Below are 13,107 nucleotides of genomic sequence, written 5' to 3' on the forward strand. Positions count from 1 at the left end.
GATGCCCTTTGCTATAGTGCCAGTGATATTTTTGCCGCCGGCTTCCGCGACGAAAATCTGGGCAAGATTATCGGGGTGCACAAAAATACCGGTGCAGGGGGCGCCAATGTATGGACACATTCGCTGCTCTACCACCTGACCCGTGATGAAACGGGCAGGTCCGATTTTTTCCGCCCCTTGGGCTACGGGGCCGATATCCGGGTGGCAGTTCGCCGAACCTTGAGAAACGGCCTCAATCGCGGTGTGCCCTTGGAAGATTTGGGAATCGTTCCCGACAAAGTATGCCGTCTTACACGGGATGATCTACTTTTTAAAAACCGGGACCTTCTTGCAAAGGCTGTAGAAACGCTACAAAATGGGGTATACGACCGGGAAATTCCAGACGCTAAGCCCGTATAGCCATACCAACATCCATGTTTTTCCTGTAAGTTTATGGTTTTGGTAGTTATAGATAAAAACGGTCACGATGCGCTGTACACACGTTTTCCCCCAACGATGGTCTCCTGAATTTGTATGTTTTGGTCAAAGATGACGATATCGGCATCCTTGCCTATGCTAAGGCTTCCTTTCTTATGGTCGATGCCCATAATGCGGGCCGGAGTGTTGGTCATCATCAAAATGGCATCGAGCAAGGGAACGTCACCCATTTTTACCATGGTCCTAACCAGCCTGTCGGCAGTAGCGACACTACCGGCAAATGCACTGCGGTCGGGAAGTTTGGCCACACCATCCTCCACAATAACCTTTAGTCCGTGTTTTTTATGCCCTAAAATGCTTTCGCCGGAAGGTTTTCCCGCCGCGCGCATGGCATCGGTAATCAACGCTATCTTATGGGGCCCCTTTACCTTGTAGATCAGTTTTAACAGGGGGGAGGGGAGGTGTATTCCATCGGCAATTATCTCTACGTCCAGTTCGTCCATCAATAGGGAGCTTTCAATAACACCGGCGTAGCGAAAGGCATTTCTTCTACTAACCCCCGACATACCCGAATAGAGGTGGGTAGATAGGGAATATCCGTTCTCGACGGCCTCTACGACCTCCTCGTAAATGGCGTCGGTATGGGCAATGGCCGGAAGCACATTGTTTTTGAGCATGTAGCGTCCGAACTCCATCGCTCCTTCCAGTTCGGGGGCGGCACTCCAGCGCACGATGTGCTTCGATTTTTGCAGAATTTCGCGGTATTCCGCGGGATCGGGGTTTCTTATATACCTCGGGTCTTGTGCGCCCCTTTGGCTCATGGCAAAATAGGGGCCTTCTAAATGGAGTCCCAAAAACTCGGCCCCCTTGTCATTGATTTTAAGGGCCTGTTCGTAAACCTCCAAGGTGTTTAATAAATCTTCCTTGCCTCCGGTCAAGGTTGTCGGGAGCATGGCCGTGGTTCCGTATTGGGCATGCAGTTCGGCAATTTTCAGGAAGCCCTCGACTTCCCCGTCCATAAAATCATGGCCCCCACCACCGTGGACATGGATGTCGATAAATCCGGGTGAGATATACTGACCTTTGGCATCGATCAGAATGGCATTGTCCGTTTTTTTTGCCTCGCCTTCGTATATGGCGGTGATCTTGTTTTCGGTTACCTCTACGGTGCCCTTGGGAATTATTCTGAACGGAGTAATGATCTGTCCGTTGTGTATGACAAACTTTTGCATATTCTGTCTTTTATACCTTAGCTATTGCCGCCTCTAGGTCCTTTACTTCTTTCGAAACCGATTTTCTAAATATCCATCCCATCAGGGAATAGACTAGCATACTCACAATGACGGGTAGGCCTACTTCGAGGGCCATACTGTCCATAGGGAGGACTTTTGTTATCGTAAAGGCGACCAATCCCGCCAATACCGAAGCAATGGCCGCTACCGGGCCACAAGACCTGAAAACGGGAATCAAACCGAACAACAATGGCACGGCAATAGGCCCCAATAGGGCTCCGAACCAAGTAACGATAAGGCCCAATACACCGCCAAAATACTCGTATTGAAATGCAACGATAATAGTGAGTAAGGTAAAGGTAAAGGTGGTGATCCTGGCCGAAAGCAAGGAGTTTTTTTTAGTTTTGAACCTATCCGACAATACGGGCAGTATATCGCGGGTAATTACGGCCGAAATGGTATTGACGTCCGATGAGGTCATCGACATGGTATTGGCAAACAGGGAAGCAATGACCAGCCCAATCAGTCCGTTGGGCAAAAGTTTTTGTATTAAAAGGCCATAAGATTCGGAAGGGTCATCCAATCCGGGAAGGATAAGGGGAGCGGCCCACATGGGAAAAAACAGGATTAGGGGCCATATAAGATATAGTATCCCCGAAAGGTAGGCAGCCTTTGAGGCTTCCCGTTCGGTGTTGGAAGAAATATACCTTGTCGCCAAGGGCCAGCTACCGCCATTATAACTCAAAAAGTTAATGAACAGAAATACCAGGGCGAAGCCCACGGTGTACGGGTCGTTGAAAAGTTGACTGTTTTCCGAAGGGAGTTTGTCCCATATTTCAAAGATGGAATCCCAGCCCCCGAAACGGCTCAATACTATGACGAACATCGTAATACCGGCTACCAACTGTACCACGAATTGGGCCAAATCGGTCAGGATTACCGCCCAAAGGCCCCCAATGGTGATGTATATCAAAGAAACACCCCCGGAAATCAATATACCGTAGGTAAATGAAATTCCGGTGGTAACGTTGAGAAGAACGGCAATAGCCGCCCATTTGGCACCAACATCAAAGAGTTTGAGCACCACGCCCACCCAGGCTATCAGCTGTTGTGTAAAAACATTGTAGCGAATGGCCAAGTACTCCAAGGGGGACTGAATTTTGAATCGTTTACGTAAACGGACCCAATAGACCGGAAAGATTTTGGCGGTAACGATAACGGACATTCCAATGGTAAAGGCCCACCATACGTACAACGAAAATCCGTAGGTGTACGCCAAGGCCGCATAGGCCACAAAAACAGCACCACTATACCCGGAAACGTGATGTGAAATTCCGGAGAGCCACCAAGGCAAATCGCCACCGGCAACAAAGAAATCCTCGGAACTCTTGTTTTTAAAATAGGCATAGGCGCCAATGATGATCATTGATAAAAAGAACATGCCAATTACCAAAAAGTCGATATAGTTTAGTTCCATGATTGTGCTGTAAGTTTTTTTTGCACCCTTCTGTCGATGGGGTACTATGGTTTTTTAAAGTTTGGAAGCGGAGCCGTTGTCGAGAAATATCTTGGTTTTTGGATGCGTTCTCAATATGGTGGCGGGGCAGTCGGTACTTATCTCGTGATAAAGGGTATTGCGAACGGCTTCGGCCTTTCTTTCGTCCGGTACTACACAGCTGATCGTATCGCAGTTGAGTATGGCCGTTATGGTTAGGGTTAGGGCCTGGTCTGGAACATCGTCCAAAGTGGGGAACCATCCTTCACCGGTCTGCTGTTTTTTGCACGCCTCGTCCAAGGTGACCAGCTTGACCCATTTCGGGTCGTTAAAATCGGCTACGGGCGGGTCGTTAAAGGCAATATGCCCGTTTTCGCCTATACCGATGCAGGCGAGGTCTATGGGGTGTTTTTTTAACTCGTTGGTGTAGTACAGCATTTCTTGCTCCAAATCTTCGGCATCGCCGTTTAGGTAGTATGTTTTTTTGGGCGCCACCTCGTCCAGGATCCTTTCTTTTAGGTACTTGCGAAAGCTGGCGGGGTGTTGGTTTGAAATGCCCTTGTATTCGTCCAAGTGAAAAACCGTAATCTTTTTCCAATCGATGTCCCTTTCCTTTAAAGATTCCAAGAAGGTAAATTGGGATGATCCCGTTGCGAGAATGAGATTGGCGCCTCCCTTTTGGGCAATGGCCTCCTTTAATGTACGCTCGACAAAATCAGCTGCCGCCTTGCCCATTTCCTTGGGGTTGTTGTAAATGCCAACGGGTATGTTTTCAATGATCAATTCTTTTTCCATTATTTGGTTTTTTGGTTTTCTTTTAATTAACCTATTGCCGAGGTCCGCTTAGATTGAAAAACTAGGGGGTTGCATCCTTATCGTTGGCAACTGATTCTTGAAATTTTATATAATAATCTATATTCTCCTTAATAATGATATCGAGGGGTACGTGCTGTATTTTGGTAGGGGACTTCTTTTGTACAAAAAAATCGAAAAGGGTTTTGATGGCCATTGTCCCTTGCGAAATTGGTCTTTGGGAAATAAGGAAATCGATGTTTCCCTTTTTCATTTCAAGAATATTGGCCTGTAGCATATCAAAGCCGATCAGTTTAATGGGGAGTTCATGTTGGGCATGGTACTTGGCAATGATATGGGCCCTTGAATTGGTGACAAATACCCCTTGGATGTCCGAATTTTTAATGTAGTACTTGGTCAGTTCTCGGGTTATATCGGCCTCTTCTATTGAAGGTATGGTAACGGAGTTTATCTTTACGTCACCCATCTCTTTTGAAGCCTTGAAAAATTCCCGGAACCCCTTTTCGATCATATTGATATGGCTGTTCTCAAGCCCTTTTACAAAATTTAATATCAAGATGTTGTCGGAATTGTTTAGGATCGAACTCATCAACCTGCCCGCCACATGTCCGCTTCCCTTAAGGTCCGGACCTATATAGGAAAGGTTTCTTTGGTTCGGGATTATGGCGTCGACAAAGACATAGGGAATTTTTTTGTCGTCGAGCTTTTTAATGAACGAACGGCTTTCCTTTTCAAAGAGAGGGGCCAAAACAACGCCGTCCGGATTCATTTCGATTATCGCTTCGGCACTTTCGATAAAACTCGATTCATCAAATAAACTATATTCCATGGAATGGCATACAAGGCCAAAATCCCTATAGGAGCCAACGGCCTCTTCCACGCCGCGCTTGGGTAGGCTCCAATAGCTGTTCGGGTCGCTTGCCCGCGGAAAGAGACTGCAGACAACAAAGTGTTTTCCCAAGGCCAGGGTCCTAGCCAAGAGATTGGGGTTGAAGTTGAGGTTTTTAATGGCTTCCTCTACCTTTTTCTGTTTGGCAGGGGAGACCTTTCCCCTGTTGTGTATGACCCGGTCTACGGTTCCAATAGATACATTGGCGTAATTGGCAAGGTCTTGAATGGTTGTTTTCTTTGTCTTGATCATTTCTTTATGAAACAACTGGTTTTTAAGTCTTTAAAAAATTGTGTGCCTACACATATTTGTAAATATAATAGCTTTTTTTGGTTAAATTAGCTTGGTTTTAAAAAAAAAGAGGCTGATGTTGTGAAAAGTATGTGTTCGGACACATTTTTATGGTTTTCGCTTGTTTGTTATTATAATTTGATTAATTTAGTTTGTAAAATGAAAGGTTTTAGTTTAAAAAAATCTTTCTTATTCTTTTTTTCGTCAAATATGATTTGTCTATTTAATCGGTTATCACATCTGATTGGTAGTGAAGTTATTTTTCTTGATAGAGACTGTGTGCCTACACATAATTTGCATAAAAGGAAGAGTGCCAGGTGGTGTAGGTAGAGGTATCAAAGGATGATTTGATGTAAACTCGGAAAGCGCGTAAATAAATAAACGATAGAGAAACCAATGGGTGAAAATCGACGAAATTTTATAAAATCAACGGCATTGGCCGGCTTGGGAGTGGGGCTGACAGGGGCTGTTCCCCTAAACCTTAACGGCAAGGACAAACGCGAAGGTAGAATAGGTATTATCGGACTCGATACCTCCCACGTAACGGCTTTTACCAAGGCTATAAACAATGGCAATAGACCCGACTTGGAAGGGTTTAAAGTGGTTGCGGCCTATCCTACCAAAGGTAGTGCCGATATGTCGGCGAGTATCGACCGCTTGGAAAAGTTCACCACGGAGGTAAGGGCCATGGGGGTAGAAATAGTCAGCGCTATCGACGAGCTCATTGATAAAGTGGACTTTGTTCTTCTGGAATCCGTTGACGGCAGAAGGCATATAGACGAGGCCTTGCCCGTGTTAAAGGCCGGCAAGCCCATGTTTATTGATAAACCGATATCCAATAACTTGGTCGGGGCCATAAAAATCTTTGAGGCTTCCAAAAAATACAAGGTGCCGATATTTTCGGCCTCCAGTACCCGGTTCGCCCCGGAGTCCATTGAAATTGCAAAAGGGAAGAAGGAAATTGGCAAGGTCTTGGGCGCCTATACCTATGGTCCCGCGGGGAAGCAGGTGGGGCATATGGACTTGGCCTACTACGGGATTCATGCCATTGAGGCGCTTTTTACCTTAATGGGTACGGGTTGCAAAGAGGTGGCGAGATGGGATACCCCGGTGTCTACTACCGTTACCGGAATTTGGGACGACGGCAGAACGGGCGTTTTTGCTTCCACTCCCGTGGGCGGGAAGTCTTATTTTGGTGGCGTGGTGCACGGTAGTGAGGGGGTAGCGGAAAAGATTAAGGTCTTTGACGGGTACGAACCCTTGCTGGTAGAGGTCGTCAATTATTTTAGAACCGGAATAGTACCGGTCGATTATAACGAGACCCTGGAAATCTTTGCATTTATGGCCGCGGCCGACGAAAGTAAACTAAGGGGAGGGAAACCCGTCGCACTCAAGGATGTCATGCAAAGGGCGACCATGGAGGCAAAAAAAATCTAGAAAACATAAAAACGCACCAAGGCCGAGGGTAAGGCAACCAAAGACCCAAGACTACTGGGTCCTGCCCATAATTGTAGGACGGCGTATTAAATAATTTGAAACATCGAATATCAAAAGAATACCACATGGAAAACAAAAGAAGGTCATTTATAAAGAAAACGACAATGGGGGCATCGGCGGTTACCATAGGAGGTGTGCTTCCTGGGTTTAGTGCCCAAAGTTATGGCAATATCCTAGGGGCCAATGAGCGCCTCAACGTGGCCAGTATGGGGGTAAACAGCAGGGGGAAGGCGGTAGGCTCCAATTTCGCCAAACAGCCCAATTGCGAGGTTTTATACTCATGTGATGTAGATACAAGGGCGTCGGAGCGGTATATCGATGCCATAGGCAAGATCCAGAACAAGAAGCCGAAGCATGCCACCGATTTTAGAAAGGCCCTGGATGATAAGGACGTTGATATTCTTATAGTGGCGGCACCGGACCATTGGCATGCACCTGCGGCCATCATGGCCTGTAAGGCGGGAAAACATGTGTATTTGGAAAAACCCGCGAGCCATAATCCCCGGGAAGGGGAGCTCGCCGTGGCAGCGGCCCAAAAGTACGACCGGGTTGTACAGATGGGAAATCAACGCCGTTCGTGGCCCAACGTGATCGCCGCCATAGGGGAACTGAAAAACGGGATAATAGGCAGACCGTATTTTGCAAAGACCTGGTACGCCAACAACAGGCCGTCGATCGGTATTGGCAAGCTTGCCGAAGTACCCTCTTGGCTAAATTATGATTTATGGCAGGGCCCGGCCCCACGGGAAGCCTTTAGGGACAATATCGTTCATTACAACTGGCATTGGTTTTGGAATTGGGGTACCGGCGAAGCATTGAACAACGGCACCCACTTTGTCGATTTGGCCCGATGGGGACTGGGGGTCGACTATCCTGTTAAAGTAAGCTCGAACGGTGGAAGGTACCGTTATAAAGACGATTGGGAAACCCCCGATACACAAATCATAAACATGGAATTTTCGAACGACACCTTAATGACCTGGGAAGGGCGTAGCTGTAACGGCCGTACGGTCGAGGGAGGTGCCGTAGGTGTTATGTTCTATGGTGAAAATGGCTCCTTGGAAATCGAAGGTGGCAATTCCTATAAGGTCTACGACTTAAACAATAAGTTGATAAAAGAAGTAACGGGCAGCCGAAAAATTGGTAGTGGTAACTTGTCCGATCCTTCACAGGATCTCGATGTTTTGCACATTCAAAACTTTTTTGATGCCATTAGAAAGGGAACTGCCTTGAATTCCGATATCGTCGGGGGGCACCAAAGTACCTTGCTGGTCCAATTGGGTAATATCGCCCTGCGTTCAGGAAGCACTTTGAATATCGACCCCAATAATGGGCGTATAAAGGATAATAGTGAGGCCATGAAGTATTGGAGTAGGGATTACGAACCCGGGTGGGAAAAGGTTTTGTACTGATGTGTAACCGTTAAGGGGTATGGGGATGTCTGTTTGACGAAGGCGGCTTCGCGCTGTTTGGCTTCCTTACTGTTGATAGGCCCCTTAGGTCGAAAATCGGCCGAGAAATAAATAAAATCCGCCCGAAATAAGGAATTATTGGAAATCGAAATGAAAAATAATACATACGATGCCATTGTCGTAGGGTCGGGCATCACTGGTGGATGGGCGGCCAAGGAGTTAACGGAAAAAGGTCTAAAAACCCTTGTCTTGGAAAGGGGAAGGCATGTAGAGCATCAAAAGGATTACAATAATACCTATAAGGCTCCTTGGGACTATAAGTACCTGGGCGCCGTTTCGAAGGAGGACAAAAAGGATTATTTTATTCAAAGCAAGAAGTACAACTTCAATGCCGGTAGCAAACCCTTTTTTGTCAAAGACACCGAACATCCCTATACACACCCCGAGAACAAACCTTATCGTTGGTTCAGGGGCTACCAAACAGGTGGCCGCTCCTTAATTTGGGGGCGCGGGGCTTACCGCTTTAGCGATCTCGATTTTGAGGCCAACTTAAAGGACGGGGTCGGGGTAGACTGGCCGATAAGATATAAGGATATAGCGCCTTGGTACGACTATGTGGAGAAATTTATCGGGGTGTGTGGCTCGGTCGAGAACATATCCCATTTTCCGGATGGTCAGTTTTTACCTCCATTTGAATTGAACCGTGCCGAAAAGGTAATAAAGGAAAGATTGGAGTCGCATTACGGGGATCGCAAGTTGATTCCAAATCGGGCGGCCCACCTTACCGAGGTAAAACCGGGCCAATTTAAGGGAAGGTCGAAATGCATGTCCCGCAATATGTGCCATACAGGCTGTCCGTTTGGTGCGTATTTCAGTAGCAATAGTTCCACGCTTCCGGCTGCAAGGGATACGGGCAGGTTAACGCTAAAATCGAATGCCATAGTTACTTCCCTTATTTATGATGAAAAAACCAATAGGGTTTACGGGGTTCGTGTCATAGATGGCGTAACCAAACAAGAAACCGAATACTTTGCAAGGGTGGTGTTCTTATGTGCGTCTACCCTGGCCACAACGGGAATCTTGTTGAATTCCAAATCGAATAGTTTCCCTAATGGACTGGGTAATTCAAGTGGTGTTCTCGGGCATTATTTGATGGACCACCATAAAAATATTACCTCCTCGGGTATTCTCGAAGGGTATTTGGATAGAACATACAAGGGGTATAGGCCTACATCGGTCGCCATTCCCCGGTTCAGGAACCTGGGCAATACCGACATGGACTTTATCAGGGGGTATGGTATGTGGGGGTCGGCCCAACGCGAAGGGGTAAACCCCAATAAGGAAGGGGTAGGTGCCGATTTTAAAAAATCCCTGACCTTACCGGGGCCTTGGAAGATGTCGCTTTCGGCCTATGGGGAATGTTTGCCGTACTTCGATAACAAGGTCGAGCTCGATGAAGAACGGACGGATCAATGGGGGCTCCCTTTGTTGAAAATAAGCGCGGAATTTCGGGATAACGAAATGAAGATGCGAAAAGATATGAAAGCGCAGGCCAAGGAAGTCTTGGAAGTGGCGGGACTAAAGGAAGTTGAGGTGCACGAAGGCCCCAGTATACACGGCGACTCCGTACATGAAATGGGAACGGCAAGAATGGGCCGGGATCCAAAAACCTCATTTTTGAATGGCTATAACCAAAGCCACGACATTCCCAACCTGTTCGTAACCGACGGTTCCTGTATGGCATCGTCCAGTTATATGAGTCCCTCCCTTACGTACATGGCCTTGACGGCTCGGGCATGCGATTATGCCGTAAGGCAAATGAAGGACAAGGTATTTTAGGGCTGGTTATAACAATGAAATTTCAGTAGTATGGATAGAAGGGAGGCGGTAGTTAAAATATCGTGGATTTTGAAATCAGCTTATTTGGCCCCATCCGTTTTTACCGCTTTGGTAAGCTGTAAAGGCGATGTTGACGAGTCGAAGCTGACCGTATTCAACAAGGAACAGAATGACTTGGTAAAGGCTATTGCAGATACCATTCTTCCGAGAACGGATACGCCCAGTGCCTCCGATGTGCAGGTAGATTTGTATATGGACCTCTTGCTTAACGATGTCTACGACGAACCGACGCGAAAAAGTTTTCTCGAGGGCCTTGAACAGTTTAACGAAAACTGCAAGGCGTTCACGCGACATACATTTTCCCACCTCGATGGGGAGGAAAGGCATGCCTACCTCGAAAAATTGGACAAAAAGGCCAACTCGGAAAAAAAGGATGGGTGGGAAGCCTTCTTTACCCGGTTTAAAGCGCTCACCGTTCAAATCTATTTCTCTACGGAACAGGGTGTTAAGCAAAATTTAGACTACGTTCCGCTTCCAGGTGACTATGAGGGCGATGTAGCCTTGGGTGACAATGCAAGGATAATGGTCGGCAATTAACCCCTTCTTCTTTCATATTTAACTTCTTTGTTGGGCTTGCCCACTATCGAGAACCGGTACCAAATGCGGTTTTAAGGAAGGAAAACCATCTATTTTCCACGATAGGCTTTTCGTATTTGCTTTGGCCTTCTTGGCCCATCTTTCCATAGTTGATCAAAATACAAAACACTTGTATCGCTCCGGTGTGGGTTTATCCCGGTTTTTTTAATGGTCTGTTCGGCCTATGTGGCGAACCCCCAAACGGGTAGGCGTAGGTAATATCAATTGCTGCTATTTTTTTCATTTCATAACTATTTTTCAAATTAAAAATCATTAAATGAAACTAAATTATTTACGTATTATTTTTATTATGTCTTTTTATTGTTATATTAGCTATCATTAAGATATAAAGGAAAGAACTGTCTTTTCGTAAACGGATTGAAATTTTATGAAAATGAACTCGCGTATTTTTGCAGCCTGGTTTTTCTTGGTAGGTATGGTCTCTTTGCAAGCCCAGGACGATGTGTCCCTATTTAAGTATTGGACGTATTATTCGGATGTGGAGAATTCGCTCTATAAGACCCTTGCTTCAATAGGTTTGGAGCAACTGGAGCCAAGGAAGGGCGAGATTGCCAAGCTGAAAACCAAGGACGATTGGTTAAAACGCCAGCAACTGGTCAAAAAGAAGCTGTTGGAGGTAATCGGCCCTTTTCCCGAAAAGACTCCGTTAAACGTACGGGTGACAGGGGTGATACAAAGGGAGGATTATCGGGTCGAAAAATTGATATACGAGTCCCGTCCCGGTTACTATGTGCCCTCGGCCTTGTTTATTCCGAACAATATTAAGGGTAAGGCCCCGGCAATCTTAAATCCGATCGGGCATAGTCCTGCCAGCTTTAGAAGGGATTCGTATCAGCATAAGATCATCAACCTGGTAAAAAAGGGCTTTGTGGTATTGGCGTACGATCCCATTGGTCAAGGGGAGCGCCTGCAGTATTACGATGAAAAACTGGGCAAATCGATATTTCCCCCAAATCACGAACACTCCTATCCCGGGGCCCAATGTTATATCTCTGGGTATTCGTCGGCCAAATATTTTATTTGGGACGGTATTCGGGGCATCGACCTCTTGTTGTCAAGGCCCGAGGTAGATCCCGATAGGCTCGGTATGAACGGCATTTCGGGGGGAGGGAATATGACGGCGGTGATCGGGGCCATAGACGATAGGATTTTGGCAGCGGCCCCCGAATGTTGGATAACCAATTTCAATTACCTTCTAAAAACCGAAGCCCCCCAAGATTCCGAACAAAATCTGGTTAAAATGATCGCCGAAGGATTGGATCATGCGGATTTGATAGAGGTACGGGCCCCAAAGCCTACGTTGATCATGGCCACTACACGCGATTTTTTCAGTATTGAGGGAACCAGGGAGTCTTTTCATGAGGCCAGGAAGGCCTACGAGGCACTTGGGGCAAAAGAAAACTTGCAGATTACGGAAGATGATGACGTACACAATTCCACCAAAAAAAATAGGGAAGCCATGTATGCCTTTTTTCAGAAGCACTTGAATAATCCCGGTGATAGTAGGGATCATGAAGTGGAGCTGTTCACCAAAGAAGAGCTGTTCGTGACCAAAACGGGGCAACTGGCTACTTCGTTGAAGGGAGAAACAATGTATTCCCTGAACAAAAAGGTGGTTGAGGCCCAAGTGGCGGCCTTGAACGAATCAAGGGCGAATAGTGATAAACATTTATCGAAGGTGCGCAACTCGGCTATCGGGCTGTCGGGCTTTTCCTTTCCTGTGGAATACGGCAAAAGTATTTTTTCGGGCAGAATGGTGAATGAAGGCTATGTGCTTGAAAAATACCTTGTTGATGGCAGCGGGGATTATAAGCTTCCATTGGCCTTGTTCGTGCCCGATACGGGTTCGAAGGAGCAATTGCTTCTTTTGTTGCACGAGAAGGGAAAAGACCACGCCGTAAACAAGGAGGGCCTTGCCAAGCAACTGGTGGCGAAAGGTTACTCGGTCTTGGTGGCCGACCTGCCCGATATCGGGGAGATGGGCCCGGGATACCTGAGAGGGGATACCTATATTCGCGGGGTTTCCTATAACAAATGGTTTGCGGGCATCCTTACAGGGAAGTCCATCGTAGGCCTAAGGGCCGAAGACATTGTTAGAATAAGCCATTTTATCAAAAAAGACCTGCCGGAATACCGTTCAACGACGGCTATTTCGGTCGGGGTGTTGGGGAGTGAACTGTTGCATGCCGCCGCATTTGATGAAAATATTCAAAAGGTGTGTCTCGTTCGGCCCTTTATGAGTTATTCGAACATTGCACTGACCCGCGACTACCAGCCTTCCTATATCCATTCCGTTGTACAGGGGGCGATAACTGAATACGACCTGCCCGACCTGATGGCTTATTTGGCTCCCAGAAAAATGCTTGTGATAAATCCACTTGAGGCCAATGGGCAGAAAGCCAGTAGGCCAAAAGTAGAGGAAGAAATGGCCTTTCCCCTTAAGGTATACGGTAAGCAAAAAGGTACTAAAGGCCTTGCCGTCGAAAGTAATATAGAAGACGAAGATGTAACAACACAGGTGCTCTCTTGGCTGAAATAACAGTTTGCCATTGATGGGGAGGAACT

10 protein-coding genes are annotated in these 13,107 nt (G+C 46.7%); 6 read left to right on the plus strand and 4 right to left on the minus strand.

Annotated elements, in window-relative coordinates:
* Positions 1–399, plus strand: a 399-nt coding sequence (locus BUB37_RS21730; protein ID WP_212635333.1) for a S41 family peptidase, incomplete at its 5' end; no start/stop codon positions are given.
* A gap of 62 nt (positions 400–461) precedes the next feature.
* Here BUB37_RS21730 and nagA read toward each other — a convergent pair.
* From nagA to BUB37_RS19635, 4 genes are all read right to left on the minus strand, one after another.
* Complete coding sequence (nagA, locus tag BUB37_RS19620) at positions 462–1,649, minus strand: N-acetylglucosamine-6-phosphate deacetylase (RefSeq protein WP_072995540.1); 1,188 nt, start codon at positions 1,647–1,649, stop codon at positions 462–464.
* Positions 1,650–1,659: 10 nt separating this feature from the next.
* Positions 1,660–3,126, minus strand: a complete 1,467-nt coding sequence (locus BUB37_RS19625; RefSeq protein ID WP_072995541.1) for a sodium:solute symporter family protein — start codon at positions 3,124–3,126, stop codon at positions 1,660–1,662.
* A gap of 54 nt (positions 3,127–3,180) precedes the next feature.
* Positions 3,181–3,939, minus strand: coding sequence for a glucosamine-6-phosphate deaminase (locus BUB37_RS19630; protein ID WP_212635334.1), 759 nt, complete (start codon positions 3,937–3,939; stop codon positions 3,181–3,183).
* A 61-nt stretch (positions 3,940–4,000) separates the two neighbouring features.
* Positions 4,001–5,098 carry a substrate-binding domain-containing protein gene (locus BUB37_RS19635; RefSeq protein ID WP_072995542.1) on the minus strand — a complete coding sequence of 366 codons (1,098 nt, stop codon included), beginning with the start codon at positions 5,096–5,098 and terminating at the stop codon, positions 4,001–4,003.
* Positions 5,099–5,533: 435 nt separating this feature from the next.
* Between BUB37_RS19635 and BUB37_RS19640 the strand changes: the two genes are divergently transcribed.
* The 5 genes from BUB37_RS19640 to BUB37_RS19660 all read left to right on the plus strand — a co-directional run bounded on the left by BUB37_RS19640 (position 5,534) and on the right by BUB37_RS19660 (position 13,081).
* Positions 5,534–6,574: a Gfo/Idh/MocA family protein gene (locus tag BUB37_RS19640; protein WP_072995543.1), complete on the plus strand. Its 1,041-nt coding sequence runs from the start codon at positions 5,534–5,536 to the stop codon at positions 6,572–6,574.
* A 125-nt stretch (positions 6,575–6,699) separates the two neighbouring features.
* Positions 6,700–8,046, plus strand: coding sequence for a Gfo/Idh/MocA family protein (locus BUB37_RS19645; protein ID WP_072995544.1), 1,347 nt, complete (start codon positions 6,700–6,702; stop codon positions 8,044–8,046).
* Between the two features lie 150 nt (positions 8,047–8,196).
* The gene (locus BUB37_RS19650) at positions 8,197–9,885 is read left to right on the plus strand and encodes a GMC oxidoreductase (RefSeq protein WP_072995545.1); all 1,689 of its coding nucleotides are present in this window, start codon (positions 8,197–8,199) and stop codon (positions 9,883–9,885) included.
* A gap of 30 nt (positions 9,886–9,915) precedes the next feature.
* Positions 9,916–10,482, plus strand: a complete 567-nt coding sequence (locus tag BUB37_RS19655; protein ID WP_072995546.1) for a gluconate 2-dehydrogenase subunit 3 family protein — start codon at positions 9,916–9,918, stop codon at positions 10,480–10,482.
* A gap of 427 nt (positions 10,483–10,909) precedes the next feature.
* Entirely contained in the window at positions 10,910–13,081 is a 2,172-nt protein-coding gene (locus BUB37_RS19660) for an alpha/beta hydrolase family protein (protein WP_094766807.1), read from the plus strand.
* The last annotated feature ends 26 nt before the right edge of the window (positions 13,082–13,107 follow it).

Source organism: Pseudozobellia thermophila, assembly GCF_900141855.1.
Taxonomy (GTDB): Bacteria; Bacteroidota; Bacteroidia; order Flavobacteriales; family Flavobacteriaceae; genus Pseudozobellia; species Pseudozobellia thermophila.

Coding starts and splice junctions, on each gene's coding strand:
- nagA (WP_072995540.1), bottom strand. CDS start 1,649: ATGCAAAAGTTTGTCATACACAACGGACAGATCATTACTCCGTTCAGA.
- BUB37_RS19625 (WP_072995541.1), bottom strand. CDS start 3,126: ATGGAACTAAACTATATCGACTTTTTGGTAATTGGCATGTTCTTTTTA.
- BUB37_RS19630 (WP_212635334.1), bottom strand. CDS start 3,939: ATGGAAAAAGAATTGATCATTGAAAACATACCCGTTGGCATTTACAAC.
- BUB37_RS19635 (WP_072995542.1), bottom strand. CDS start 5,098: ATGATCAAGACAAAGAAAACAACCATTCAAGACCTTGCCAATTACGCC.
- BUB37_RS19640 (WP_072995543.1), top strand. CDS start 5,534: ATGGGTGAAAATCGACGAAATTTTATAAAATCAACGGCATTGGCCGGC.
- BUB37_RS19645 (WP_072995544.1), top strand. CDS start 6,700: ATGGAAAACAAAAGAAGGTCATTTATAAAGAAAACGACAATGGGGGCA.
- BUB37_RS19650 (WP_072995545.1), top strand. CDS start 8,197: ATGAAAAATAATACATACGATGCCATTGTCGTAGGGTCGGGCATCACT.
- BUB37_RS19655 (WP_072995546.1), top strand. CDS start 9,916: ATGGATAGAAGGGAGGCGGTAGTTAAAATATCGTGGATTTTGAAATCA.
- BUB37_RS19660 (WP_094766807.1), top strand. CDS start 10,910: ATGAAAATGAACTCGCGTATTTTTGCAGCCTGGTTTTTCTTGGTAGGT.